The sequence below is a fragment of the Pseudomonas sp. A39 genome (assembly GCF_058145955.1).
The window spans coordinates 63220-87697 of sequence record NZ_JBYVMD010000009.1; the positions used below are offsets into that span (position 1 = coordinate 63220).

The 24478-nt window shown below is 60.6% G+C and carries 26 protein-coding genes; 9 read left to right on the plus strand and 17 right to left on the minus strand.

Annotated elements, in window-relative coordinates:
- The first annotated feature begins 3 nt into the window (after nt 1-3).
- The 5 genes from thiL to AC3ZU9_RS09440 all read left to right on the plus strand — a co-directional run bounded on the left by thiL (nt 4) and on the right by AC3ZU9_RS09440 (nt 3708).
- Nucleotides 4-969, plus strand: coding sequence for a thiamine-phosphate kinase (gene thiL / locus AC3ZU9_RS09420; RefSeq protein ID WP_015886103.1), 966 nt, complete (start codon nt 4-6; stop codon nt 967-969).
- A 62-nt stretch (nt 970-1031) separates the two neighbouring features.
- Nucleotides 1032-1760 (plus strand): type 2 periplasmic-binding domain-containing protein, encoded by a 729-nt coding sequence (locus AC3ZU9_RS09425; RefSeq protein WP_102060252.1) that lies wholly within the window; start codon nt 1032-1034, stop codon nt 1758-1760.
- Between the two features lie 129 nt (nt 1761-1889).
- Nucleotides 1890-2507 (plus strand): GTP cyclohydrolase II, encoded by a 618-nt coding sequence (gene ribA, locus AC3ZU9_RS09430; protein ID WP_046035696.1) that lies wholly within the window; start codon nt 1890-1892, stop codon nt 2505-2507.
- Nucleotides 2504-2923: a nuclear FMR1 interacting 1 family protein gene (locus AC3ZU9_RS09435; protein ID WP_015886100.1), complete on the plus strand. Its 420-nt coding sequence runs from the start codon at nt 2504-2506 to the stop codon at nt 2921-2923. Before ribA ends, AC3ZU9_RS09435 begins: the two co-directional genes overlap by 4 nt.
- A complete protein-coding gene (locus AC3ZU9_RS09440; protein WP_015886099.1) occupies nt 2920-3708 on the plus strand; it encodes a cobalamin-binding protein in 789 nt (262 codons plus the stop codon). The genes AC3ZU9_RS09435 and AC3ZU9_RS09440 overlap by 4 nt, the downstream gene beginning before the upstream one ends.
- Nucleotides 3709-3727: 19 nt before the next feature.
- Here AC3ZU9_RS09440 and AC3ZU9_RS09445 read toward each other — a convergent pair whose 3' ends face one another.
- The 7 genes from AC3ZU9_RS09445 to AC3ZU9_RS09475 all read right to left on the minus strand — a co-directional run bounded on the left by AC3ZU9_RS09445 (nt 3728) and on the right by AC3ZU9_RS09475 (nt 11104).
- Nucleotides 3728-5623 carry a TonB-dependent receptor domain-containing protein gene (locus AC3ZU9_RS09445; protein WP_490090630.1) on the minus strand — a complete coding sequence of 632 codons (1896 nt, stop codon included), beginning with the start codon at nt 5621-5623 and terminating at the stop codon, nt 3728-3730.
- A gap of 77 nt (nt 5624-5700) precedes the next feature.
- Entirely contained in the window at nt 5701-7599 is a 1899-nt protein-coding gene (gene dxs / locus AC3ZU9_RS09450; protein WP_102060250.1) for a 1-deoxy-D-xylulose-5-phosphate synthase, read from the minus strand.
- Between the two features lie 110 nt (nt 7600-7709).
- Nucleotides 7710-8597, minus strand: coding sequence for a (2E,6E)-farnesyl diphosphate synthase (gene ispA, locus AC3ZU9_RS09455; protein WP_046035700.1), 888 nt, complete (start codon nt 8595-8597; stop codon nt 7710-7712).
- Entirely contained in the window at nt 8594-8836 is a 243-nt protein-coding gene (locus AC3ZU9_RS09460) for an exodeoxyribonuclease VII small subunit (RefSeq protein WP_003176346.1), read from the minus strand. Before AC3ZU9_RS09460 ends, ispA begins: the two co-directional genes overlap by 4 nt.
- 75 nt (nt 8837-8911) lie before the next feature.
- Nucleotides 8912-10051 carry a Fic family protein gene (locus AC3ZU9_RS09465; protein ID WP_490090631.1) on the minus strand — a complete coding sequence of 380 codons (1140 nt, stop codon included), beginning with the start codon at nt 10049-10051 and terminating at the stop codon, nt 8912-8914.
- A gap of 89 nt (nt 10052-10140) precedes the next feature.
- Nucleotides 10141-10521: a MerR family transcriptional regulator gene (locus AC3ZU9_RS09470; protein WP_490090632.1), complete on the minus strand. Its 381-nt coding sequence runs from the start codon at nt 10519-10521 to the stop codon at nt 10141-10143.
- Nucleotides 10460-11104 carry an NAD(P)H-dependent oxidoreductase gene (locus AC3ZU9_RS09475; RefSeq protein ID WP_490090633.1) on the minus strand — a complete coding sequence of 215 codons (645 nt, stop codon included), beginning with the start codon at nt 11102-11104 and terminating at the stop codon, nt 10460-10462. The genes AC3ZU9_RS09470 and AC3ZU9_RS09475 overlap by 62 nt, the downstream gene beginning before the upstream one ends.
- A 211-nt stretch (nt 11105-11315) precedes the next feature.
- Between AC3ZU9_RS09475 and AC3ZU9_RS09480 the strand changes: the two genes are divergently transcribed.
- Both AC3ZU9_RS09480 and AC3ZU9_RS09485 read left to right on the plus strand, forming a co-directional pair.
- Complete coding sequence (locus AC3ZU9_RS09480; RefSeq protein ID WP_102060248.1) at nt 11316-12104, plus strand: PDDEXK nuclease domain-containing protein; 789 nt, start codon at nt 11316-11318, stop codon at nt 12102-12104.
- Nucleotides 12105-12283: 179 nt separating this feature from the next.
- Complete coding sequence (locus AC3ZU9_RS09485; protein WP_080943302.1) at nt 12284-13603, plus strand: sensor histidine kinase; 1320 nt, start codon at nt 12284-12286, stop codon at nt 13601-13603.
- 52 nt (nt 13604-13655) lie between these two features.
- Here AC3ZU9_RS09485 and ycaC read toward each other — a convergent pair whose 3' ends face one another.
- On the minus strand, nt 13656-14288 hold the full coding sequence (gene ycaC, locus AC3ZU9_RS09490) for an isochorismate family cysteine hydrolase YcaC (RefSeq protein ID WP_064052209.1): 633 nt from the start codon (nt 14286-14288) through the stop codon (nt 13656-13658).
- A 448-nt stretch (nt 14289-14736) separates the two neighbouring features.
- On the opposite strand from ycaC, the gene AC3ZU9_RS09495 reads away from it, so the two are divergent.
- On the plus strand, nt 14737-14973 hold the full coding sequence (locus tag AC3ZU9_RS09495; RefSeq protein WP_490090634.1) for a DUF6124 family protein: 237 nt from the start codon (nt 14737-14739) through the stop codon (nt 14971-14973).
- A 56-nt stretch (nt 14974-15029) separates the two neighbouring features.
- Here AC3ZU9_RS09495 and fic read toward each other — a convergent pair whose 3' ends face one another.
- On the minus strand, nt 15030-16151 hold the full coding sequence (gene fic / locus AC3ZU9_RS09500) for a protein adenylyltransferase Fic (RefSeq protein WP_046035704.1): 1122 nt from the start codon (nt 16149-16151) through the stop codon (nt 15030-15032).
- Nucleotides 16152-16244: 93 nt separating this feature from the next.
- Here fic and AC3ZU9_RS09505 point away from each other — a divergent pair, with 93 nt between their 5' ends.
- Nucleotides 16245-16481 (plus strand): hypothetical protein, encoded by a 237-nt coding sequence (locus AC3ZU9_RS09505; RefSeq protein ID WP_102060244.1) that lies wholly within the window; start codon nt 16245-16247, stop codon nt 16479-16481.
- 227 nt (nt 16482-16708) lie between these two features.
- Here the strand turns inward: AC3ZU9_RS09505 and AC3ZU9_RS09510 are convergent, their stop codons facing one another.
- The 8 genes from AC3ZU9_RS09510 to eat all read right to left on the minus strand — a co-directional run bounded on the left by AC3ZU9_RS09510 (nt 16709) and on the right by eat (nt 24397).
- Nucleotides 16709-17485, minus strand: a complete 777-nt coding sequence (locus AC3ZU9_RS09510) for a LexA family transcriptional regulator (protein WP_015886088.1) — start codon at nt 17483-17485, stop codon at nt 16709-16711.
- 213 nt (nt 17486-17698) lie between these two features.
- The gene (gene ppa / locus AC3ZU9_RS09515; protein WP_003219382.1) at nt 17699-18226 is read right to left on the minus strand and encodes an inorganic diphosphatase; all 528 of its coding nucleotides are present in this window, start codon (nt 18224-18226) and stop codon (nt 17699-17701) included.
- Between the two features lie 109 nt (nt 18227-18335).
- Nucleotides 18336-19151 carry a M90 family metallopeptidase gene (locus AC3ZU9_RS09520; RefSeq protein WP_093544212.1) on the minus strand — a complete coding sequence of 272 codons (816 nt, stop codon included), beginning with the start codon at nt 19149-19151 and terminating at the stop codon, nt 18336-18338.
- 6 nt (nt 19152-19157) lie between these two features.
- Entirely contained in the window at nt 19158-19814 is a 657-nt protein-coding gene (locus AC3ZU9_RS09525) for a DedA family protein (protein ID WP_043205963.1), read from the minus strand.
- 309 nt (nt 19815-20123) lie between these two features.
- Entirely contained in the window at nt 20124-20582 is a 459-nt protein-coding gene (locus AC3ZU9_RS09530) for a GNAT family N-acetyltransferase (RefSeq protein ID WP_015886085.1), read from the minus strand.
- Between the two features lie 92 nt (nt 20583-20674).
- Nucleotides 20675-21508, minus strand: a complete 834-nt coding sequence (eutC, locus tag AC3ZU9_RS09535) for an ethanolamine ammonia-lyase subunit EutC (protein ID WP_064052202.1) — start codon at nt 21506-21508, stop codon at nt 20675-20677.
- Nucleotides 21505-22899, minus strand: a complete 1395-nt coding sequence (locus AC3ZU9_RS09540; protein ID WP_015886083.1) for an ethanolamine ammonia-lyase subunit EutB — start codon at nt 22897-22899, stop codon at nt 21505-21507. The genes eutC and AC3ZU9_RS09540 overlap by 4 nt, the downstream gene beginning before the upstream one ends.
- Nucleotides 22900-22963: 64 nt before the next feature.
- Complete coding sequence (eat, locus tag AC3ZU9_RS09545; protein WP_122810764.1) at nt 22964-24397, minus strand: ethanolamine permease; 1434 nt, start codon at nt 24395-24397, stop codon at nt 22964-22966.
- Nucleotides 24398-24478: the final 81 nt, after the last annotated feature.

The window sequence follows — 24478 nt, forward strand, 5'->3', positions numbered from 1 at the left end:
TGAATGGGCGAGTTTGAGCTGATCCGCAACTACTTCGCCGCCGCGCCTTGTGCGCAAGGCGGCGAGGGGATTGCCCTGGGGATCGGCGATGACTGCGCCTTGCTGGCGCTCCCCACTGGGGAGCAGTTGGCAATCTCCACCGATACACTGGTGGCCGGGGTGCATTTTGCCGACCCCTGCGACCCCTTCCTGCTCGGCCAGCGCTCGTTGGCCGTGGCGGTGAGTGACCTGGCCGCCATGGGCGCCCATCCCCTCGCGTTTACCCTTGCCCTTACCACACCGACGGTCGATGCCGATTGGCTGCAACGCTATGCCCAAGGGTTGAATGCCATGGCGCAACGTTGCGGCGTGGGGTTAGTGGGCGGCGATACCACGCGTGGCCCCCTGAGCCTGACCTTGACCGTGTTGGGTCGTGTGCCGGCCGGGCAAGCCTTGACCCGCAGCGGCGCGCGACCGGGCGACCTGCTGTGTGTCGGCGGCGAACTGGGCAACGCCGCCGGCGCCTTGCCGCTGGTATTGGGCCAGCGCAGCGCCGATGCGGCGATCGCCGATCCGTTACTGGCTCATTACTGGTCGCCGCAACCGCAGTTGGCCCTGGGGCTGGCGCTGCGCGGCAAGGCCACGTCGGCGATGGATATTTCCGATGGGCTCCTGGCCGATTGCGGGCATATCGCCACGGCATCACAGGTCAGCCTGTTGATTGAGCGCCAGCGTTTGCCGTTGTCCACGGCGCTGCTGGCGTTCGTCGGTGATGACGAAGCGCGGGTGGCGGCCCTGAGCGGGGGGGACGACTACGTGCTGGCGTTCACCCTGCCGCCCGCCGAACTGGCACCACTGCTGGCCGATGGGTTGCCGATCCATGTGATCGGCCGGGTCGAGCCGGGGCAGGGCGTAACCCTACTCGACGCAGACGGGCAGGACATCACCCCAGCCATTCGTGGCTATCAACACTTTCGCGAGGCGCCGTAACCGGGCGACCTGCGCTACCCTATAGCCTCATACGGATGCAAAACCTGTAGGAGGTCATCATTATGGATGTGCGCCGCTGGCTGAGTGTTCTGCTGTGTTGCGTCGCCCCCTTGGCGCAGGCACAGGAGGCCGCGGTGGCTCCCGGTAAAGTGTCGCTGGCCAGTGAGGCCTGGGATGACTACACCAATGCCGATGGCAGCGGCCTGGCCTGGGACTTATTGCGACAGGTATTTGAGCCCGCCGGGTTCAAGCTGCAAACCCGCTCTGTGCCCTACACCCGCTCGGTTGGCCTGGCCCAGCGCGGCGAGGTGGATGGCTGGGTCGGTTCCTATCCGGGCGAAGTCAAAGGCGTGGTGTACCCGCATTGGCGCTACGATTCCGACCACATTTATGCGCTGGGGCTGGCGACCACGCCCACGCCGACCCTGACCACGCTGGCCAACTACCGCCTGGCGTGGGTGCGCGGCTACAAGTTCGAGGCGTACTTGCCGAATGTACAGCGCTTCAACCAGATCGAACGCCGCGATGGCATCCTGCCGATGCTCCAGCACGGCAGAGCGGACTTTTATATCGACTCCCTCACCGAGTCCAAATTCGTACTCAGCCAGGCGAAAGACCCCACACAGTTTAAGCTCACCCCTGTCGTTGAGTTGCCGCTCTACGTCGGGTTTACCGACAGCGAGCGAGGGCGGGTGTTGGCGGGCGTGTTCGACCAGCGTATGGACGCGTTAGTAAAAAGCGGCGAGCTGAGACCGATTTTCGAGCGCTGGCACCAGGCCTATCCCTTCTAACCTGCATAGAACCAGGACGAAGGCCAATCGAACCGATTGATCTTTATCAGCGATAATTCAGCTTAAGCGTCTGTAGGAACCTGCTGTTACAATGGCCGCCTTTGTAAAAACTGAAATCAGGAGCACACGGTGCCCGTCGTTTTCGTCGCTGCTTCCAAGCTGCCTACCCCTTTTGCCACGTTCACCATGAACGGCTTTCTCGAAGAAGCCACCGGGCGCGAGCACGTTGTGCTTAGCCTGGGCGATATCGCTGATGGCGCGCCGGTACTGGGCCGGGTGCACTCCGAATGCCTGACCGGCGATGCGCTGTTCAGCCAGCGTTGCGACTGCGGTTCGCAACTGGAAGCAGCCATGCGGGCCATCGCCCGTGAAGGCCGGGGCGTGCTGTTGTACTTGCGCCAGGAAGGCCGTGGCATTGGCCTGATGAACAAGATCCGCGCCTATGAGCTGCAAGATGGCGGTGCCGATACCGTCGAGGCCAACGAGCGCCTGGGCTTTGCCGCCGACCAGCGTGACTACGCGATCTGCCTGCCGATGCTGGAGCACCTGGGCGTCAACTCCCTGCGCCTGATGACCAACAACCCGCGCAAGGTCAAAGCCTTGACCGAGATGGGCATCACGGTCGCCGAGCGCGTGCCGCTGCACACCGGACACAATCCGCACAACAAACTCTACCTGGCCACCAAGGCCAGCAAGCTCGACCACATGATGGGTAACGAGCACCAGGGCGAGGTCGACCGCGCGTGACCCGTGGCCAGGTGAAACGGCGGCTATCCTTCAATTGGTGGCAGTACCTGGCCCTGGCGTTGCTCCCATTGTTTGTGATCAACCTGGTGTTTGGCCAAGCCGAGTCCCTGCTACCCGTGCTGGCCATGCCCTTCTTTATCGCCGGCGTGGCCTCGATGTTCCTCAGCCTGCGTTATTTCAACGGCTATAAACATGCGTTGATCGCCACCTCCAAAGCCCTCGATACTCCCGAAGAACCCGCTGCCTGGATCACCCTGGCGGCCCGTCGGCGCACGGCGTTGCTGATCGCTGCCGTGCCGGCCTGGATCGGTGCGTTGTCGGTGTTCGTCGGCCTGGAAGCGGTGCCGCTGTTCCTGCTGGCGCTGTCGACCGTGGTGCTGTTCTACCTCTATCGCATTCCCCGTCAACTGGGATGAGGTGTCACTGGCTGGCGGTGGTGCTGCTGGCATTCAGTGCCCAGGCGCTGGCGATCGAACGGGTCGTGAGCCTGGCGCCGTCGCTTTCTGAAATCGTGGTCGAACTGGGCGCCGCCGATCTGTTGGTGGGCGTGCTGGACGGCGGCGAGCGCCCGGCGGCGTTGGCGCAAGTGCCGTCGGTGGGGCATTACGGCCAGTTGGACATGGAGCGCCTGCTCAGCCTCAAGCCCGACCTGATCCTGCTCTGGCCCGGCAGTGTCGGCCCCGCCCAGCGTGAGCAGTTGCAGCGCCTGAATATCCCGGTGTACGTCGCCGAACCTCATAGCCTTGAACAACTCACCACTCAGGTCCAGGCCATCGCCGAGCAATTGGATCGCCCTGAGGCCGGACGGCAACTGGCCGCGCAATTGCGCCAACGCCTGGCCGAACTGCGCCAGCGCTATCAGCGTGCCGAGCCGCTGCGGGTGTTTTACCAAGTCTGGAATCAGCCGCTGTACACCGTGGGCGGTGGGCAGATCATCAGCGATGCGCTGACGGTGTGCGGTGCACGCAATGTGTTCGATGACCTCAAGCTGCCTGCGCCGCAGGTCAATATCGAGTCGGTGCTGCAGCGTAATCCCGAGATGATCCTGGTGGGTGATCAGGCTCAGCAGGAGGCCTGGAAGGTTTGGCCGACGATGGCGGCGCGGGTGCGGTTAGTGCCGGACAAAGGCCTGGAGAGGCCCAGTGGGCAGATGTTGGAGGCGGTGGGGCGGTTGTGTCAGGTGATTGCGCCGAACCTGTGATACCGCCGCCGCAGGCACCTCAGATCTCAGGCGTCCACGTCACCCCAAACATCCACACCCGACCCTCTTCGCGATAATCCTGATTGTTTAAAAAGCCCGGGTCGTTATAGCTGTAACGCGCCCGCGCATAGGACCTGTCCAGCAGGTTATCGACCTTCAACGACAGCGCCACTTGCCGATTCAACGCCCAACTGCTGCGCAACCCAAGCAAGGCATAGCCGCCCAGGCGGTGAGTGTTGTCTTCATCGTCATAGCTGCTGCTGATGGCCTGCCAGCTGGCGCCCAGCCCCAGCGTGTCGAATTGCCGATCCAGATCCAGGTTCAACGTCCGCCGCGCCCGGCGGGCCAACGTGTGGCCGCTGTCGCGGTCGCGTGGGTCGATGAGCGACAACCCAAGGTTGCCTTGCCAGCCAAACAGCTCCTGCTTGAGTGCGGCCTCAAAGCCGTTGATACGCGCCGACGCCACGTTCTGCGGCTTGCCGGAGCGGTCGAGGATGATCGCATCGCTCAAGTCGGTGCGGTACAGCGAGGCTTCAAGGCGCGTGCTGTCGCTCAGTTGACTGCGCCATTGCAACTCGTAGCTCTTGGAGGTTTCGGGCTGCAGGTCGGGGTTGCTGTACTGCGTGTCGGGGTAGTACAGGTCGTTGAAGGTCGGCGCGCGGAAGCCTTCGCTGTAGGTCAGCAGCAGGTCGTTGTCCGGGTTGACCGGCACTGTCACGGTGCCGCTCCAGCTGTTCTGCCCGCCGAACTGCTGGTTTTGGTCGCGCCGTAGCCCCAGTTCGGTGGAAAACCACTCGCCATGGAAGCGATGCTGTACGAAGGCGGCGCGGTTCCAGCGACTGTTTTCGGTGAAGGTGGTGGAGCCGTGGATGCGATCTTCGTACCAGTCGCCGCCAAGTATCAGGCTGTTCTGGTCATTCAGCGTCAGGTCGTTCTGCCAGTTGACCGAATCGCGGTAGGTGTTGAACACGCTGAAGTCATCGCTGAGGGTGTCGCGCTTGGTATCGCGGTTCTCGCTATGGCCCAGCTCCAGGCGCGATTGCCAGTGCTCGTTGAGCGTGGCATCGACATAGCCGCTGGCGCTGCTCACGGCGTAGTCGGTGTAGGGCTTTTGCCCAACTGTTTGCCCGGTGGCGAGGTCGTAGCGGCCGAAGCTGTTGTCGTATTCCGATTTGCCACGGTTATCCAACAGGTTGAAACCCGCCTCCAGCGCATCGCTGAAGGAATGGCTGAGGTTCAGGCTGAGGGACTGGTTGCGGTAGGCATCATGGTCGCCATCGCTGGGGAATGAGGTGTGCGTCGAGTTGATCCCGGCGGTGTCATCCAGGCTCGCCCCCAGGTTGAAACGCGTTTGTTCGTCGCCGCCGGAGAGGCCGAGGCTGCGCTCCCAGGTCTGATGGCTGCCAAACCCGAGTTTCAAGCGCGGCTGTACGCCTGGCTCGGCGTTGCGCCGGGTAAACACCTGGATCACCCCGCCAATCGCATCGCTGCCATAGATCACCGAGCGTGAGCCGCGCAGCACTTCCACCCGTTCGATCTGGTCGACATTGAGGTATTGCAGGCCGCTGTCGCCGGAGGTGGTATTGGCGATGCGCTGGCCGTCCACCAGCACCAGGCTTTGCGCGGATTTGGTGCCACGCATATAAATCCCCGGCAGGCTGCCACGGCCACCGCTGGGCGCGACTTGTACACCGGGCACGCGGCTGAGGAGGTCGGTGAGGCGGGTAGGCTGCAGGCGGTCGATGTCGTCGCGGGTGAACACCGTGTTGGCGGCGCTGCTGTCGTTGCGGGCCTGCACCTGGCGGTTGGCGCTGATGACGACGTTGGGGAGTTTCAGCGCGTCGTCGCGGGTGTCGGCCAGCAGGTCCGGGGCGCAGAGAAGCAGCAAGGGCAGAGCAAGGCGAAGGCGATTCATCGGCTGTCCGTAGCTTCAGACGTGATACATAAACCATGTGGGAGAGGGCAAGCCCCTCCCACCTGTTGAGCCGGTTTCTACAGCGCCAGCAGTGTCATGCGTTCGCGTACTGAGGTTTCAATGCCCGCTTCATCCAACCCACACTCCGCCAGCATCTGCGCCGGCTTGGCGTGTTCGACATACACATCCGGCAAGCCCAGGTGCAGCACGGACTTGAGGATATTCTCCCGCGCCAGGAACTCGCTGACCGCCGCACCCGCGCCGCCCATGATGGCGTTTTCTTCGACGGTCACCAGCAGTTCATGGCTGCCGGCGATCTCGCGCACCAAGGCCTCATCCAGGGGTTTGACGAAGCGCATGTCGACCACGGTGGCGTCGATCTTCTCGGCCACCTTCAGTGCTTCGGCCAATTGCACGCCGAACACCAGGAACGCGGTCTTGCTGCCTTGGCGACGCACGATGCCCTTGCCGATCTCGATAGGCTCCAGGTCCTTCTCGATCACGGCATTCGGGCCATTGCCACGCGGGTAGCGCACGGCGGCGGGGCCGTTGTACAAGTGGCCGGTGCTGAGCATCTTGCGCAGTTCGTTCTCGTCGCTCGGCGTCATCACCAGCATGCCGGGGATGCAGCGCAGGTAGGACAGGTCGAAGCTGCCGGCGTGAGTCGGGCCGTCTTCGCCCACCAGGCCGGCGCGGTCGATGGCGAACAGTACGTCGAGGTTCTGCACCGCGACGTCATGCACCAACTGGTCGTAACCGCGTTGCAGGAACGTCGAGTAGATCGCCACCACCGGCTTGGCGCCTTCACAGGCCATGCCGGCGGCGAAGGTCACCGCGTGCTGCTCGGCAATCGCGACGTCGAAGTAGCGCAGCGGGAAACGCTCGCTGAACGCCACCAGGTCGGAGCCTTCCTTCATCGCCGGGGTAATGCCTACCAGGCGTGGGTCGGCAGCGGCCATGTCACACAGCCATTCGCCGAACACACCGGAGTACTTCGGCCCGCTGGCCTTTTTCGGCGCAGCGGCGGGAGCGTTCAGTGGGTCGAGCTTGGTGATTGCGTGGTAACCAATCGGGTCGACCTCCGCCGGGGCGAAGCCTTTGCCTTTTTTGGTGACGATATGCAGGAATTGCGGGCCCTTGAGGTCACGCATGTTGCGCAGCGTGGCGATCAGGGTGGGCAAGTCATGGCCGTCGATCGGGCCGATGTAGTTCCAACCCAACTCTTCGAACAGGGTGCCCGGGACCAGCATGCCCTTGGCATATTCTTCGGTGCGCCGGGCAATTTCCCATGCGCCTGGCAGACGCGAGAGCACCTTCTTACTGCCTTCACGCATGCTTGCATACGTGCGGCTGGAGAGGATTTTTGCCAGGTAATTGGACAGGCCGCCGACATTGCGCGAGATCGACATGTCGTTGTCGTTGAGGATCACCAGCATGTTGGCGTCCACTTCCGGCGCATGGTTCAGCGCTTCGAAGGCCATACCGGCGGTCAGCGCGCCGTCACCAATCACGGCAATCGCCTTGCGATCGCTGCCCTGCAGGCGGGCGGCAATCGCCATGCCCAGCGCTGCACTGATGGAGGTACTGGAGTGGCCGACGCCAAAGGTGTCGTATTCGCTCTCGGCGCGGCGTGGGAAGGCGGCAATGCCGTCCTTCTGGCGCAGGGTGCCCATTTGCTCGCGGCGGCCCGTGAGGATTTTGTGCGGATACGCCTGATGGCCCACGTCCCACACCAGCCGGTCATCCGGGGTGTCGAACACGTAATGCAGGGCGATGGTCAGCTCGATGACGCCCAGGCCGGCACCAAAATGCCCACCGGTCTGGCCGACCGTGTAGAGCAATTCCAGGCGCAACTCATCGGCCAGGGTTTCCAGCTCGGCTTCACCCAGTCGACGCAGGCCGACCGGCGTGACAGCACGGTCAAGCAGGGGCGTGGACGGGCGCTTGCGGGGAATCTCTTGAAACGTCGTGGGCATCAGGCGAATCGTTATAGGTATAGAAGAGGCGGCAGTTTACCTCAAGCATCGCAAACTGCCCACGCAGAGCGCCGAACTTGGCCGATATGCGGCCGTAAAGGCCGCGCGTGTCAGTGGCGGCGTTCGACGATATACCGCGCCAGGTCACGCAGTGGCTCGGCCGCCGCGTCGAATGGTCGCAGGGCGTCCAGGGCCTGGTCACGCAGCTCCAGGGCATAGGCTTTGGCCGCAGCAAGCCCGAGCAGCGCAGGGTAAGTCGGTTTGTCCCGTGCGATATCGGCGCCCTGGCGTTTGCCCAGGGTTGCGGTGTCACTTTCTACGTCAAGAATGTCGTCCTGCACCTGGAACGCCAGGCCGATGGCCAGCGCGTAGGTCTTCAGCGCCGCCAATTGAGGCGCTTCAGCACGCCCGCTGGCCAGCGCGCCCAAGTGCACGGCGGCTTCGATCAAGGCGCCGGTCTTGTGGCGGTGCATGTGTTCGAGGGCTTGCTGGTCCAGCTTGAGGCTGACCGAACCCATGTCGATCGCCTGCCCGCCCACCATGCCTGCCGGGCCCGCAGCGTGTGCGAGTGCGGTCACCATGCGCAGGCGGAGCTCGGCATTGACGCTGCTCAGCGCCGGGTCCAGCAACGCGCTGAACGCCAGGCTCTGCAAACCGTCACCGGCCAGGATCGCATACGCTTCATCGAAGGCTTTGTGGGTGGTGGGCTGGCCGCGCCGCAAATCGTCGTCGTCCATCGCCGGCAAATCGTCATGCACCAGGGAGTAGGCGTGAATCAGCTCGACCGCGCAGGCCGCGCCGTTCGCCTGTTCGGCCGGCGCACCGAGTGCTTCACAGGCCGCATACGCCAGCAACGGGCGCACACGCTTGCCGCCATTCATCACGCTGTAGCGCATGGCCTCATAGAGGCGCTTCATTTCCGGGCTTGGCGCAACAAACAAGGGTTCCAATGCCGCATTGACCCGGGCTTGGCTACTGGCCTGATACGCGTCGATCATTCGGGCTGTTCCGCATCGAAAGGTTCTTCGGCCAACTCCCCGTCACGTTCCAGCAGTACTTGCACCTTCTGCTCCGCCTGCGCGAGCGCGCTCTGGCAGTCACGGGTCAGGCCGATGCCTTGCTCAAACGCGGTCAACGAGTCTTCCAGCGACAACTCACCGTTCTCCAGACGCTCGACCAGGGTTTGCAGGTCGGCGAGGGATTGTTCGAAATCGAGTGCAACTTTTTTGCGGGCCATGGCGGCTATTCCGGTAGACGGTAAACCGGCGCGACACTAGCAGACATGGGGATTCTGGGCAAATGAGTGGGGGTGTCACCTGTTCGCTGTATTGACTTGATACCGCGTGCTGCGGCCGCCTCCGGGGAGTCGAACCAGGCAGTTCTTTTCCAGCAAATCAGCCAGATGCCGCGTCGCCGTGGCCTTGGACACCTTTGCCACTGCTTGGTACTGCGCCGCGCTGACACCGTGCTCAAAACCCTTTTCACCGCCATCGAGCAGGCGGTTGAGCACCTTGATCTGTTCGGCAGACAACGCGAGGTCGCGGTGCTGCTGCCAGAACCGGCTTTTGTCCAATACCCGGTCAATCCGCACCATGGCTTGCTGCAGGCTGCGCAGCAGGGTCTTGAGGAACCATTCCAGCCAGTCGGTAATATCCAGCGTGGCTTTTTGGCTGGACTCCAACGCTTTGTAATAGCCTGTGCGGTCCTCAAGAATGCTGGCCGACATGGCGTAAAAGCGGATGGCCTGGTGTTCGCCCTGGGCCAACGCCAAGTCGGTGATGGTGCGTGTCAGTCGACCATTACCGTCATCGAACGGGTGTAGCGTGACAAACCAGAAATGCGCCACGCCGGCGCGGACCAGCGGGTCCAGTTCCGGTTGATTCCGGCTGGTTTCGAACCACTCGAGGAAGTCTTCCAGCGCTTGCTCCAGGCCTTTGCGCGGCGGTGCCTCGAAGTGCACCATCGGCCGATCAAGCCGCCCCGACACCACCTGCATCGGCTCATCGCCACGCAATGCTCCAACATTCAGTGCACGTGCGGCATAACCCGCTTCCGGTGCTGGAAACAGCCAATGATGCCAGTTCAAAAGACGGGCGAGGGTAAAGGGCTGGGCGTATTGCTCGGTGGCGTCCATCATAAGATCGGCCAAGCCTTCACTGCGACGGCTGACGCTGGCGTCCTTCAACGGCTCCAGGCCCAGGCGCCGTGCCAGTGATGAGCGCACCGAGCCCACATTCAACTGTTCCCCCTCGATGGCCGAAGAGGTCAGGATGTTTTGCAGCAACGCATCCAGCTCGTTGTGCGCGTTAACCGCCTGGCTGACGGTGCCGAGCATGCCCAGCAGCTTGCCTTGCGCTTGCCCGCACTCACGTAGCAAGGCCGCCAAGCGTCCTGGTTGCCAATGGAAGTGCGGCCAGTCGGGGTGTTGCCAGATCCAGAACGGGTGGTCCATGGGAGGTACCTGGTTGCGTGAGCCGAATAAAAACGTTATTCGGCTCATGTAGTGAGCCGATTGTGCCTCCTATTCGGCTCATCGTCCACTCAGGCAGATGTTGTGGCCGGTTGAGCGCAGCGGCCTCCTGCATCCTTTAGCTGGGCTTCGAACGCAAGCAATCCTGCCTGCGTCTTTTGCAGTGCTGCAATCTGAGTGGCCAATTCGTGTTTCTTCTCGGCGATTGCCTGGTCCGCCCGCTCCCAGGGCAATACATCGCCTACGTGGCCTGCAAGAATCTCCTGCAACTCCTTGAGCTTGAACCCCAATTGCTGCGCGCACTTGATAAACATCAGCAGCTCAACGCTTTGCTCCGAATACACCCGGTATTGACCCTGGCGCTGCGGCGGCGGCAACAGGCCGATCGCCTCATAGTGACGAATCGCCTTGATGGTGGTGCCCGCCAACTGCGCGGCTTTGCCGATGTACATGAAAACTCCCTTTTTCAAATAGTCCGCCGGCCTGCTTCAGCCACTTCGCCCGATGCGCCGGTGTAGACCCCAGTATCGGCCCGAACATCAAGGTCTTGATTGGCTTGATGCCGCAAAACGCCAGCGTAGTCGCACGCATCTGGTGAATGCCCGGCATGCGATAGACCCAGCGGTAATACCACGGGGGCGTGTCCAGGGTCACTAACAAGTGCGCGGTGCGTCCTTGCAGCAGTTTGTCAGGGAATGCCTTGCCCGCTCGGTATTTGAAGGCAAAACCGGGTAGGAAGATGCGGTCGAGGAAACCCTTCATCAACGCCGGGATACCGCCCCACCAGATCGGAAAAACAAATACCAGATGAGTCGCCCAGAGGATGTCGGACTGGGCGCTGAGCAAATCGGGCTCCAAGGCTTGAATGTCGCTGTAGCCGTTGTGAAGCACCGGGTCGAAAACGAGTTCACCCAGGCGTAGCACACGTACCTCATGGCCGGCGTTTTTCGCCGATTGGGTGTAGGTGTCTGCGAGGGCCGAACAGAAACTGGTGCTAGAGGGGTGGCCGAGGATGAGCAGGGTGCGATGAGCCACGGAGAGTGTCCTGGAAAAAAAGAGGCTCAGGGTAGGGGCTGCCGTATAGGGGAGAGTCAAGATTTGACGCCGAGAGGGGACGATTTTTAATCGCCAGTAGGACGATTCCGAGTCCTTCGCAAGCGCCTTCCTGATGCGGGCTCCAGCGCTTGTGAGAGCAAAATCCCCTGGCTAGGCTTCCTCCCGTTGCTAATACGAGAGTGAGCCAGGCATGAAAGAGCGATCGATTGGCGTGACCACGGCCCCCGAGGGTTACCACGATTGGCTGGTCGATCTCAAAAGTCGCATTCATACCGCTCAGCAGCGCGCTACGCTGGCGGTAAACCGCGAGTTGGTGCTGCTTTACTGGCAGATCGGCAACGATATCCTGACCCGCCAGGCGAAGCAGGGCTGGGGCGCCAAGGTCATTGAGCGCCTTGCGCAGGATCTGCGGGCCGCCTTCCCGGAGATGAGGGGGTTTTCACCGCGTAATCTCAAGTACATGCGCGCTTTTGCGGAGGCTTGGCCAGATGTGGAGTTTGTGCAACAAGCTGCTGCACAATTGCCCTGGGGGCATAATTTAGTCCTGCTGGACAAACTCCCCGGTCCCGAAACCCGCCGCTGGTATACCTCCCAGGCAATCAAGCACAACTGGTCGCGCAATGTGCTGGTCATCCAGATTGAGGCCCGCCTGCTGGAGCGCAGCGGCAATGGCGTGAGCAATTTTGAGAGCCATCTGCCCAAGCCTCAATCCGATCTGGCGCGCGAGTCCCTCAAAGATCCTTATCGCTTTGATTTTCTCAGCCTGACTGCGGATGCGCATGAGCGTGATATCGAGAGCGCCTTGATCAAGCACGTCACCGATTTTCTGTTGGAGCTGGGTGCGGGCTTTGCCTTTGTGTCGTTGCCGGCAGAACTGCAAACCAGCCTGCCTACTATTGAACAGATCGAGCGTGAGTTGGCCGGTGACGGTGCTCCCGTTCAAGAGAAAGAGTCACCCATCCAGGCTGGGAACGAATAATCGCTCAGTGCTTCTAAGCAACGGCTTCATTCACACCGTTTACCGCCGGAGCGCCCAAAAAACACAACCAACCCTCGAAGGCTGCCTGACTGAGGCACGGAAATAAGGTTCTCTTCATTTACCTTGCTGCGCCGTGCTTCGCCGAGCATCATTCTTTTCCCTGGACCCGACCGCGACGTATGCAGATGCCTCATCTTCCTGCCCCGCTCCCCGCCAACGAGCAGGAGCGCCTCTGGTCCCTGGAATCTCTGGGCATCCTAGACAGCGCGCCTGAACCTGGTTTTGATGACATTGTGTTGCTGGCAACCAACCTGTGCGACGTACCGATTGCGTTGGTATCGCTGGTGGACAAGGAGCGCCAGTGGTTCAAGGCTTGTATCGGCCTCGACGTTCGTGAGACGCACCGCGACCTGGCGTTTTGCGCGCACGCCATCCTGTCTCCCGATGAGGTGCTGGTGGTCGAGGACGCCGCCCTGGACGCGCGTTTCGAACACAGCGCGCTGGTGTTGGGGCCGCCGTATATCCGCTTTTACGCGGGCGCACCGATTCGCGATGATCGTGGTTTTGCACTGGGCACGGTCTGTGTCATCGATACCCGGGCCCGCACGCTGACGGTCGCGCAACACAATGCCTTGTTGGCGCTGGCCCGGCAAACCGCCTCGTTGCTGCAACTGCGTCTGCTCAGTGAACAGCGGGAATTGCGTGCCCGGCACCTCGAACACGAACTTGCTCAAGCGCAGGCGCTGGGGCGCCAGGCCGAACAGTTCATGCACCATGCCAAGCGGGTTTCCTCGCTTGGCATGGTGGCGGCCAGCATCGCCCACGACTTCAACAACCTCCTGCAAGCGTTGAGTGCCAGCTTGCAGATGGTGCGATTGCGCGCGCGCCGCCCGGACGACGTCGAGCGCTTCAGCGATGCCGGCCTGCAAGCGGTGGATCAAGGCCGTTTGCTGGTCAATCACCTGCTGACCAGCGTGCGTCACGACAGCCCCAACTTGATGTGCATCGACGTCAATGAGCGCCTTGAAAGCATGCGTGACGTGTTGCTGCGGACGGTTTCGGACGGGGTCGAGCTCTCCCTCGACCTGGCGGCTGCCGGCACCGGTGTGTTGTGCGAAGAGGCACAATTGAGCGCCGCGGTGATCAACCTGCTGGCCAACGCCCGCGATGCCCTGGGCGGCAATGGCCGCGTGAATATCCGCTCACGGCTGGTCAGCGTCGAGCAGGACGAAGCGCTGGCTGCGGGTAATTACCTGCTGCTCAGCATCACCGACAACGGCCCCGGTATGCACGAGGAACTGGCTGCCCAGGTCTTCGAGCCGTTCTTCACCACAAAATGCGCGGGCAAAGGCACCGGCCTTGGGTTGTCCCAGGTATTGGAGTTCGCCCAACGCGCGGGAGGCACGGTCAAAGTGCAAACCGCCCCAGGCGCCGGCACCACGATGAACCTCTATCTGCGGGCCCTTGGCCGTATCGACGCCAACCTGCCCGTCGGCTGAAACGCCGAAAGCCTGCTTTTAAGGGCAGGCTTTCGGTATGCAGCGGTTTACGTCAGTCCTTGCGCGCTGTCAGCGCAGAGTAACCATTCATCAAGTTGCGATAGTTGGGAATACGTTGCGACAACAGATTCCCCAGGCCTTCGATATCGTTGCGCCAGTCGCCCTGCAACTCACACGCTACCGAAAACCAGTTCATCAACTGCGCTCCGGCTTGCGTCATCCGGCTCCACGCCGCCTGCTGCACCGTGGTGTTGAAGGTGCCCGACGCATCGGTCACCACAAACACGTCAAACCCCTCCGCCAGCGCCGACAACGTCGGGAACGCTACGCACACATCCGTGACCACACCGGCAATGATGATCTGCTTACGGCCGGTGGCCTTGATCGCCTTGACGAAGTCTTCGTTGTCCCACGCATTGATCTGACCAGGGCGCGCGATGTACGGCGCATCCGGGAACATCTCTTTCAGCTCCGGTACCAGCGGGCCGTTGGGGCCTTGCTCGAAGCTGGTGGTGAGGATCGTCGGCAGGTTGAAGAACTTGGCCAGGTCGGCCAGGGCGAGCACGTTGTTCTTGAACTCGTTGGGCGAGAAGTCCTGGACCAGGGAGATCAGGCCGGTTTGGTGGTCGACCAGCAGAACGATGGCGTCGTCTTTGTTCAAGCGGTTGTAGGTTGCAGTGCTCATGGTTGAATCCTTTTTGTTTAAGTAGGGAAGGGCGTTGCGTTCAACATGGGCATAGATTAATGGGTGGGTGGCGAGGGATAAATCGGGTGAAATAGGTAATACAGTCAACTCATAGGAGACAATGCTTGCATGGCCAGCAGTACCGATCCCTTTCATTTGCAGGACGTTTCCTAGAGAATCCCAGCCGCTTGCGCCAGCAAAATCCCGCGACTAGGCTGCGGTTTGTCACTGCCTATTCAGTGATCGGGTTTAGTCGCCCGGATTCGATTGGCGCATAAGCACCCCATGAGCCAGGCACTCTTTCGCCTGCATCTTATGGTGGCTGTGCGCAGGGCACCTCTGGGTGCGCCGGGGTTCCAATCGACCGGTCGACTAACCTGCGTACAGCTGCCGCCTTTTGTTTAGTCGCGGGAAGTGGCAGCTCCAAATTATCGATTGGAGTGTTGCTATGGATAATGTTGTTTCGGATTCGCCGTCATCGGCAGCGACCAACCCATTTACCGTCAATGAAGAGCTGAGCTTCGAGGATGCCTGGGTGCGTGTAGCGGAGTTGCTGCAGTGTGCGGTCGCTACGTCCCAGGTGCTTGGGCAACAGCTGGCTGCGCCGCAGAGGGCAGTGATGCATTTGGTGGAGATGGCGAAGATGGTGGCGGATCGGGCTGTGGAGTGTATGCAGCCTAAGTAAGACAACTTCGCCTGTTCAGCCTTCAACGTTCAGGCGATTCAATCTTTAAGTACAGCTCAGGCGTATAGCCTGAAGTCGTTGCTGTCGCGAATCAGTAGCTGCATCAGCTTGGGATGAATGAAGAGCTTTTCCTTGCCGATCTGAACCTCTTCTAAAACGCCAATAAAGACCAATTCTTTGAGGTAGCGAGAGGCGGCCTGGCGTTGAGCGATCTGCTTGTCGACGACGTTGCTGATGCGGCAGTAGGGCTGTTCAAAAATCACATCCACTAATTCGCGGGAATAGGTTTTTGGCAGGCGCTCACGGACAAACTGGCTGGTGTGCTCGGATAGGCTGCGAATGGCCGCAATTTTGGCGGTGGTCCATCGAGCGGTTTCTTCCACGGCGGTGAGCATGTACAGCAGCCAGGGCTCCCAGGCTTGTTCGCGCGTGACATCAAGTAGTAGTCGGTAGTAATCGGCTCTATGCGCAATGATGAAATGACTCAGGTAGAGAATCGGCAGATTCAACAGTCCTTCCTGAATCAAATACAGGGTATTGAGCACCCGCCCAGTACGGCCATTGCCGTCGGTGAACGGGTGAATGGCTTCGAACTGGTAGTGCCCCACGGCCATTCGTACCAGAGGATCGAGGTCGGTCTCGTTGTGTAGAAAACGTTCCCAGTTGGCTAGCAAGTCGCGTAAGCGATCTTCACCCTCTGGGGGGGTATAGATGATTTCGCCGGTACGATCATTGGCCAATTGGACGCCAGGGACTCGGCGGATGTCCATGTTAACGCCCTTGAGCGTACGACAGATCTCTACGGCCGTACCGGTGGATAGTGGTCGCTCAGCCAACGATTGGTAGCCGTTATGCAGAGCTTTGCGGTAACGCAACGCCTCTTTGGTCGCCGGGTCTGCATGGTTGGCGCCATCCTGAGCGTGCTGGAAGAGCAAGTCCGTAGTGGTGACGATGCTTTCGATCTCAGAACTGTCCTTGGCCTCCAGCAACGGGATGGTGTTTATCAGCATCGTTTGGTTAGGGATCAGCTCGGCCGCTTGTTTCAATTCGGCCAAGGCTGCACGGGCTTCAATGCAGCGTTTGAGTACTGCCCGGGTTTCCAGCTCAGTTGTCGGCGGCAATGGCGGAAGCTGGTTGTAGGGTTTATCGGCCTGCCAAGGAAAATGGGATTGAGTCATCGGGGCGTGCGCTCACTAGGTCGTCCAATTAACGGCTAGGCCGCTCTCGTGAGCGCCTTTCTCATGTCGTCAGTGTAAGCATGTGAGCAGAACGTGTCGCTGTTTTTGTATTTTTGCGACATGTTTCCTGCTCGTGTCGCTGGTAACGACATGTTGAATATCGACCAGCCTGCAACCGACACCCAGGGTATGAACCAAGCTGCGGTTACACTGATTCAGTTGGATCTCAACGCTAAGTTTGTCCAGTGGATCAGCCTTGAGTGGTGTGGGCATCCAATTCGATGCCGGCTTGGCTTGCCAGGCGGTCGTGGTAGTGAGTTGCTCAACTAACTAATAATAAATATTGCAGGCATTAAAAAGCCGGCTTGTGGCCGGCTTCTCGGGGACTGCTTCAGCTTGTTTTTGACAAGCCTCACCAGCCTTCAAATCGCTCAGCCCACATCGCGTCTGGCTGAATAGTAGGGGCATCCGCGGGAACTCCTCCGCTTCGCCGAGCAGGGTGGATAGCCTCAAGCCACCCCCTGCCAAATGTGCGGCGCATGATACCCACATTCATTTCAAATGCCCACCTCCGGATCCGATTTAGAGCCTTCCCAGCCGATTAAATGCTCATCCAGCGGCACGGGTGGGCGACGGTTGTTCAGTGTGGACCACCAGAATACCCAGCCCAGGATCTCGACGTTCTGCTCAAAACGTTGCTCATGAGTCAGGTACTCGTCGGGATGCTCGCCAGCATTGTGGCTGCGCATGCGCAAGCCGCCACCGGGTCGGTTGTAGAGGTATTTGATGCGCAGCATGCCGTCGTGCTCTACCGCGTAAATCTCGCCGTCGATGATTTGGGTGCGGCCTCGGTCGATGGCGAGGGTGGCGCCTTGTTGGATGATGTCGATCATGCTGTTGTCGACCATGTAGGCGCCCAGGGCGCGGTCGGGGTTTACGGTGAGGGTCTGGAGGGTGTGCAGGGAGACGCGGATGCGCTCAGTTGAGGTGAATGAAGGGTGGAGGTCGATCTCCACGTCGATTTTTTCCGGGAGACAGGCGGGGCCTGTGAGGTATTTGCCGCTTCCTTCGCGGGTGGTGGGCAGTCCTTTTCGGGTGTCCGGGCCTTCCAGCAGGAAGTTGGCCGGTGGGTGTTTGGGGCCTTCGCCGGTGCGCAGCCAACGGCTGGAGATGCACAGCAGTTCTGCGATCTCGTTGAGTCGACCCATGGGTACACCGCGCTTGAACCAGTTGTTCACGTGTTGAGGCGTGACACCACGGTTTTTGGCGAAGTCGGAGGCGGAAAGATGAACTTCCCGCAGTAGCGCTTTTAAACGATCACCTGATGTATTCATAAACGCAGAGTTTACTGGCCGGGAATACAGATCAAATAAACCATGCGTTGAGTTGCGGTTGTAGGTCTTTGCTTAGTTGTAGCTTGATACTTCGGATTTTGAATGAAGTTAAACAGTGTTTATAAAACATTGAACTTGTCGTTTAGCGTTTCCCACAAAAAAGCCCCGAATGATCGGGGCTTTTTCAATTGCCGAAGCAATGAGGAACCGGTATCAGCCTTTGTAGGCAGCAACCGACTTCAGGATCTCGGCGCGGGCGGCGTCTGCGTTGCCCCAACCGTCGATCTTCACCCATTTGCCTTTTTCGAGGTCTTTGTAGTTCTCGAAGAAGTGCTTGATCTGTTCCAGCAGCAGTGGCGGCAGGTCGGTGTATTCCTTCACGTCGACGTACAGCTGGGACAGCTTGTCGTGAGGGACCGCGATCACTTTGGCATCGCCGCCGCCGTCGTCGGTCATGTTCAGGATGCCGACTGGGCGTGCGCGGATAACCGAGCCTGGAGTAACCGGATAAGGGGTTACGACCAGCACGTCGAGGGGGTCACCGTCGTCAGCCAGGGTGTTAGGGATAAAACCGTAGTTGGCCGGGTAGAACATCGGGGTGGCCATGAAACGGTCAACGAACAGGCAGTCGCTGTCTTTGTCGATTTCGTATTTGATCGGCGCGTGGTTGGCCGGAATCTCGATGGCGACGTAGATGTCGTTCGGCAGGTCTTTGCCAGCCGGAATCTTGCTGTAGCTCATTGGGCGTTGCCCCCGTTAGTTGGCCAAGAAACTTGGCCGGATTGGCCTAAAAGTGGCGGCGATTATAGGCACATTCCGCCGCCGATGCCATGCGCCAGACGTCGTACGGTCATTCGCCCTGCGACTGATAACGCGGGTCGTCGGCTTGCAGTCGAGTAAGGCGGGCCAGGGGATCCTGGCGATAAAAGCGGCTCAGTTGGGCGTACACCTGTGGATAACAACTGACCAGTAAATCCGGGGCGCTGAAAAAATACTCGCTGGTGACGGCAAAGAATTCCGCCGGGTTTTCAGCGGCGTAGGGGTCAATCTCAGTTTCAGCGTCCGGGTTGTCGTCCAACTGGCGATTGAGGTCGTCGTAGGCGCTTTGCATCACGCTGGCCCATTCCTGCACGCGCATGTCGTTGTGCAGCGGCGGCAGGCCGTTGGCGTCGCCGTTGAGCATGTCGAGCTTGTGCGCCAGTTCGTGGATGACCAAGTTGTAGCCTTCCCAGTTGCCGCTGGCGAGCACGCCGGGCCAGGCGAGGATCACCGGGCCTTGTTGCCAGGCTTCGCCGCTGTGTTCGCCGTCCCATTCGTGCTCGATGCCGCTGCTGTCGCGATGGCGCTGGGGGCTGACGAAGTCGTCGGGGTACAGCACGATTTCGTGAAAGCCCTGGTACCAGTCAAGGTCGCCGAGGTTCATCAGCGGCAGTTGCGCCTGGGCGGCGAGCAGCAGGCGTTGTTCCTGGTGCAGCTCAACGCCGGGCAGGGCGGTCAGGTGCTTTTCGGCGAGGAACACCACGCAGGCTTCGCGCAGCCACTGGTCCTGCTCGGGGCTGATGCCGTCAAGGAAGGTCAGGTGGTGGCGCACCCGTTGCCAGGTGTCCTCGGCAATCGGGTGCTTGGCCAGCAAGCGCCGGCGACGCCAGGCGCTGAGGGACCACATCGCAGGTTACTGCGGCTTGGCTTCGGAGGACGCGCGGCCAAAACGGCTGCGGAACACGCCAATAATCATCGGCACCAGCGACAGCAGGATGATGAACACTACCAGCAACGACAGGTTTTTCTTGATAAACGGTACGTTGCCGAAGAAGTAGCCCAGGGTCACCAGGCCGCCGACCCACAGAATGGTGCCGAGCACGCTGAACCCGAAGAACCGCGCGTAGGGCATTTTCGCGATACCGGCAACGAACGGTGCAAAGGTGCGCAGGATCGGCAGGAAGCGCGCCAACGTCACGGTTTTGCCGCCGTGCTTGTCGTAGAAATCGTGGGTTTTTTGCAGGTAGTCGCGACGGAAGATTTTCGAGTTCGGGTTGTTGAACAAGCGTTCGCCCAGCGTTCGCCCGATCACGTAGTTGGTACTGTCGCCCAGGATCGCCGCCAGCATCAACAAGCCGCCGAGCAGGACCGGGTCCATGCCGCCACCTGCCGCCACGGCGCCGGCGATGAACAGCAACGAATCACCCGGCAGGAACGGCATGACCACCAGGCCGGTTTCGCAAAAGATGACCAGAAACAGAATGGCGTAGATCCACGGACCGTAATTGGTTACCAGCAGGTCGAGGTACACATCGAGATGCAGGATAAGGTCGAGCGGGTTGAAATCCATGGATGGCACCTGTGTGAATGGCCCGGCTCAGCAGGCCTGTGCGGAAGCTCGGGTAATAAGGCTACAAGTGTATGCCGCATTTCTTACAACCCTGAAAGGTCCGCATTATACGGATTGAGTCGTGAAAAGCGTGTTGGTTTTGTAGCGGGGGATGTCGTGGTACTCGGGCTTGCAAGCGCTGCAGGGCTAAATGTGGGAGGGGGCTGTCCCCCGATGAGGCAGTGCCAGTTACAAATTGGCTGACTGACACACTGCTATCGGGGGCAAGCCCCCTCCCACATGAGATTTGAGGTGTTTGGGCTGCCGCGATCAATCCTCACTGATCGGCAGCGTGTAGTTCTTGAATTCAGTGTCTTCGCGAAACCCGATCGACTCATAGGTTTTCTGCGCCACTTCGTTGTCACTGCTGGTCGACACCCGCAGCCGCACCGCGTGGGTTTCCTTGGCCATCTTCTTCGCCGTGCGCATCAGGTTATCCGCCACCAGTTGCCGGCGAGCATCCTCCGCCACATAGATGTCATTGAGGATCCACACCCGCTTGAGCGACAACGACGAAAAGCTTGGGTACAGCTGGCAAAAGCCCAGCAACTTCTTGTCGTCATCATCGGCCAGGGCCAGGTAAATCACCGACTCCTTGCGGCGCAGGCGTTTTTCCAGAAAGCCCCGCGATGAGTCCGGGAAGGGCAAGGCGCCGTAGAACTCACGGTATTTGACGAACAGCGGGGTCAACAGGTCCAGGTGTTCCAGGGTCGCTTGAGTAATCCGCATGCCAGGCCTCAACTTCCAAATGGGGTATGACCACACGAGCGGCCGTGACTCGATGCTGCCTAAAGGCACGAAAAAGCGCAATCGTGCCGCAATCAGTCATCCGGTGAACTGAGCAGGAAATTGCCTTTCATCAGGTCAGGATCATCGGATTCGAGGGTCTGGACCTGCGCCTCGTCCTTGAGATTGACCCCCGACAGTTGCCGCCGACACGCCTCTCGCATCAAGTAAAGCAGGCGGTGGGCCGCCATGCCGTAGCTCAAGCCTTCCAGGCGTACGTTGGAGATGCAATTGCGATAGGCATCCGTAAGGCCGACCTTGGGGTTGTAGGTGAAATACAGTCCCAGGCTGTCCGGCGAACTGAGCCCAGGCCGCTCGCCGATCAGGATCACCACCATCTTGGCACCGAGCAATTGCCCGATTTCATCCGCCACTGCCACGCGGCCTTGTTCCACCAGGATCACCGGTGACAAGGACCACCCTTCAGCGTGGGTTTGTTCCTCCATGCGCGTCAGAAACGGCAAGGTATGTTTATGCACGGCCAGTGCCGATAAACCATCGGCCACGACCACTGCCAAGTCCACGCCGCCGGGATTGGCTGAGGCGTGGTCACGCAAGGCCTGGGCCGATTCATCGCTGAGGCGCCGCCCCAGGTCCGGGCGTTGCAGGTAGCTGTGCCGGTCGGCAGCAGCGCTGTGCAGCAGCAGGCTGTCGCGGCCGCGTTCGGCCAATTGGCTGCTGAGGCCTGCATGGTCGAAAGGTAAATGCACCGCGTCCCGCGCCTGAGCGTGGGCGAACTGAAAATCCAGCTGCGCGTTGGTGGGGATACTGGTGCCGGTGCGGCCCAGGGCGATACGGGCTGGCGTCAGGCGGCGCAGTTCCAGCCAGGGGTTATCAGGCAGGTCGAGTTGCACAGGCGGCTCCTTCATCCCAATTGCGCCAAGGCTTGGCGAAACGCCGGTGGCAGGCTGTTGCCGAAGTGCACCTTGCCGTCGGCTTGCGTGAAGATGCCCATTTTCGCCAACCACTGCTCAAACTCCGGCGCCGGCTTCAACCCCAAGGTCTGGCGGGCGTACAAGGCGTCGTGGAACGAGGTGGTCTGGTAGTTGAGCATGATGTCGTCGGAGCCGGGAATGCCCATGATGAAGTTGATCCCGGCCACGCCCAGCAGGGTCAGCAGGGTGTCCATGTCATCCTGGTCGGCTTCGGCGTGGTTGGTGTAACAGATGTCGCAGCCCATCGGCACGCCGAGCAGCTTGCCGCAGAAGTGGTCTTCAAGGCCGGCGCGGATGATTTGCTTGCCGTTGTACAGGTACTCCGGCCCGATAAAGCCCACCACGGTGTTCACCAGGAACGGCTTGAAGTGCCGGGCCACCGCATAGGCGCGGGTTTCGCAGGTTTGCTGGTCGACACCAAAGTGCGCATTGGCCGACAAGGCGCTGCCCTGGCCGGTCTCGAAATACATCAGGTTCTGGCCCAACGTGCCGCGATTGAGGCTCAGACCCGCTTCGTAACCCTCCTGCAGCACGCTCAGGCTGATGCCGAAACTGGCGTTGGCCGCCTCCGTGCCGGCAATCGACTGGAACACCAGGTCCAGCGGCACGCCACGGTTGATCGCTTCGATGGACGTGGTGACGTGGGTGAGTACACAGGCCTGGGTCGGGATTTCGTAGCGTTGGATGATCGCGTCGAGCATTTCCAGCATGGCGCAGATCGAGGCGATGCTGTCGGTGGCCGGGTTGATGCCGATCATGGCGTCGCCGTTGCCATACAGCAGGCCGTCGAGAATGCTCGCGGCGATGCCTGCCGGTTCGTCCGTCGGGTGGTTGGGCTGCAGGCGTGTGGATAAACGACCGCGTAGGCCCAGGGTGCCGCGAAATTGCGTGACCACGCGGATCTTCTGCGCCACCAACACCAGGTCCTGGACGCGCATGATCTTCGACACGGCGGCGGCCATTTCCGGTGTCAGCCCTGGCGCCAAGGCGCGTAGGGCGTGTTCATCGGCCGCGTCGCTGAGCAGCCAGTCGCGCAGGCCGCCGACGGTCAGGTGGCTGACGGCGGCAAATGCCTGTTTATCGTGGGTGTCGATGATCAGGCGGGTGACTTCATCGCTTTCATAGGGGATCAGCACTTCTTGCAGAAAGTGTTTCAGCGGGATATTCGCCAACGCCATCTGCGCCGCCACCCGCTCACCGTCGTTCTGTGCGGCCACGCCGGCGAGAAAGTCTCCGGAACGCGCGGGGCTGGCCTTGGCCATCACGTCCTTGAGGCTGTCGAAGCGGTAGGTTTGAGCACCCACCGCGTGGGAAAAGCTTGCCATACAGTGTCTCCTTGATGGCGCGGGCCCACTGTGAGAATGGCACCCGCGTCGAGGTTTACGGCATCTAGTGCAGGGCGGCCTCTGCGGCCTGGATCGCCGCGAATTCCTCTTCGGGCGTACCCGCTACCAAGTGATGCCGGCTGTAGAAAGCAAAGTAAGCAATTAATACTCCATAGATGATCGCGGCGCCAATCACCACGCGCGGATCCACCAGAAAGCCCGCCACTACGGCCACACAGGCCAGCACCAGCGCAACGCCTGAGGTGAAAATACCGCCCGGCGTGCGGTACGGGCGATCCATTTTGGGGCGACGGATGCGCAAGGTGATGTGCGCGGCCATCATCAGCACATAGGAAATGGTCGCGCCGAACACCGCTACCAGAATCAGCAGATCACCCTGGCCGGTCAGCGACAGGCCAAAGCCGATGATGCCGGGGATCACCAGGGCCAGCACGGGTGCCTTGCTTTTATTGGTCTGGGACAGTTTGCGCGACAGGTAGCCGGCGCGGGACAGGGCGAAGATCTGCCGCGAATAGGCGTAGATGATCGAGAAAAAGCTCGCGATCAGCCCTGCCAGGCCGACCAGGTTGACGAAGCTGCCCATCCAGGTCGAGCCGCCGTAGGCCAAGGCCAGCGCTTCTACCAGTGGGTTGCCGGACTTGACCAGCGCATAAGTGCCGGCGCCCCCTGGAGCAATCACCAGGATCAGCAGGGCAAAACTGGTCAGCACCACAATGGCGCCGATCAAGCCGCGCGGCAGGTCGCGCTTCGGGTTCTTGGTCTCTTCAGCGGCCAGGGGTACACCCTCTACCGCCAGGAAAAACCAGATGGCATACGGAATCGCCGCCCACACACCCACGTAGCCGAAGGGCAGGAAAGTGCTGGCGCCCTTGGCCTCGCTCACCGGGATATCCAGCAGGTTGGCGACGTTGAAGTGCGGCACCATGGCGACCAGGAATACCCCCAGCGCAATCGCAGCAACGGCCGTAATCACAAACATCAGCTTCAAGGCTTCGCCGACACCGAAGATGTGGATGCCGATAAAAATGATGTAGAACGCCAGGTAAATCATCCAGCCGCCGATGCCGAACAGCGATTCGCAATAGGCGCCGATAAACACCGCGATGGCGGCGGGGGCGATGGCGTATTCGATCAGGATGGCCGTGCCGGTGAGGAACCCGCCCCAGGGGCCGAAGGCGCTGCGGGCAAAGCCGTAGCCACCGCCGGCGGTGGGGATCATGGACGACAGTTCGGCGAGGGAAAAACACATGCACAGGTACATGGTGGCCATCAGCAAGGTGGCCAGGAACATGCCGCCCCAGCCACCTTGGGCCAGGCCGAAGTTCCAACCGGCGTAGTCACCGGAGATCACGTAGGCAACGCCAAGGCCGACTAACAGCACCCAGCCGGCGGCGCCTTTTTTCAATTCGCGTTGTTGGAAGTATTGGGAGTCGACTTTTTCAAAGTCGACGGATGAACTTGTAGGTTCGCTAGGCATGGGAAAGTACCTTTCGTTGTTATTTTTTTTAGTTCGGCATCTTTGTGCCGGATGCACTTCGCAAGTACTTATGAAGATCTA

Excerpts from the sequence above, each read along its gene's own strand:
- thiL (WP_015886103.1), top strand. The coding sequence starts at position 4 with ATGGGCGAGTTTGAGCTGATCCGCAACTACTTCGCCGCCGCGCCTTGT.
- AC3ZU9_RS09425 (WP_102060252.1), top strand. The coding sequence starts at position 1,032 with ATGGATGTGCGCCGCTGGCTGAGTGTTCTGCTGTGTTGCGTCGCCCCC.
- AC3ZU9_RS09440 (WP_015886099.1), top strand. The coding sequence starts at position 2,920 with ATGAGGTGTCACTGGCTGGCGGTGGTGCTGCTGGCATTCAGTGCCCAG.
- AC3ZU9_RS09445 (WP_490090630.1), bottom strand. The coding sequence starts at position 5,623 with ATGAATCGCCTTCGCCTTGCTCTGCCCTTGCTGCTTCTCTGCGCCCCG.
- dxs (WP_102060250.1), bottom strand. The coding sequence starts at position 7,599 with ATGCCCACGACGTTTCAAGAGATTCCCCGCAAGCGCCCGTCCACGCCC.
- ispA (WP_046035700.1), bottom strand. The coding sequence starts at position 8,597 with ATGATCGACGCGTATCAGGCCAGTAGCCAAGCCCGGGTCAATGCGGCA.
- AC3ZU9_RS09460 (WP_003176346.1), bottom strand. The coding sequence starts at position 8,836 with ATGGCCCGCAAAAAAGTTGCACTCGATTTCGAACAATCCCTCGCCGAC.
- AC3ZU9_RS09465 (WP_490090631.1), bottom strand. The coding sequence starts at position 10,051 with ATGGACCACCCGTTCTGGATCTGGCAACACCCCGACTGGCCGCACTTC.
- AC3ZU9_RS09470 (WP_490090632.1), bottom strand. The coding sequence starts at position 10,521 with ATGTACATCGGCAAAGCCGCGCAGTTGGCGGGCACCACCATCAAGGCG.
- AC3ZU9_RS09480 (WP_102060248.1), top strand. The coding sequence starts at position 11,316 with ATGAAAGAGCGATCGATTGGCGTGACCACGGCCCCCGAGGGTTACCAC.
- AC3ZU9_RS09485 (WP_080943302.1), top strand. The coding sequence starts at position 12,284 with ATGCAGATGCCTCATCTTCCTGCCCCGCTCCCCGCCAACGAGCAGGAG.
- ycaC (WP_064052209.1), bottom strand. The coding sequence starts at position 14,288 with ATGAGCACTGCAACCTACAACCGCTTGAACAAAGACGACGCCATCGTT.
- AC3ZU9_RS09495 (WP_490090634.1), top strand. The coding sequence starts at position 14,737 with ATGGATAATGTTGTTTCGGATTCGCCGTCATCGGCAGCGACCAACCCA.
- fic (WP_046035704.1), bottom strand. The coding sequence starts at position 16,151 with ATGACTCAATCCCATTTTCCTTGGCAGGCCGATAAACCCTACAACCAG.
- AC3ZU9_RS09510 (WP_015886088.1), bottom strand. The coding sequence starts at position 17,485 with ATGAATACATCAGGTGATCGTTTAAAAGCGCTACTGCGGGAAGTTCAT.
- ppa (WP_003219382.1), bottom strand. The coding sequence starts at position 18,226 with ATGAGCTACAGCAAGATTCCGGCTGGCAAAGACCTGCCGAACGACATC.
- AC3ZU9_RS09520 (WP_093544212.1), bottom strand. The coding sequence starts at position 19,151 with ATGTGGTCCCTCAGCGCCTGGCGTCGCCGGCGCTTGCTGGCCAAGCAC.
- AC3ZU9_RS09525 (WP_043205963.1), bottom strand. The coding sequence starts at position 19,814 with ATGGATTTCAACCCGCTCGACCTTATCCTGCATCTCGATGTGTACCTC.
- AC3ZU9_RS09530 (WP_015886085.1), bottom strand. The coding sequence starts at position 20,582 with ATGCGGATTACTCAAGCGACCCTGGAACACCTGGACCTGTTGACCCCG.
- eutC (WP_064052202.1), bottom strand. The coding sequence starts at position 21,508 with ATGAAGGAGCCGCCTGTGCAACTCGACCTGCCTGATAACCCCTGGCTG.
- AC3ZU9_RS09540 (WP_015886083.1), bottom strand. The coding sequence starts at position 22,899 with ATGGCAAGCTTTTCCCACGCGGTGGGTGCTCAAACCTACCGCTTCGAC.
- eat (WP_122810764.1), bottom strand. The coding sequence starts at position 24,397 with ATGCCTAGCGAACCTACAAGTTCATCCGTCGACTTTGAAAAAGTCGAC.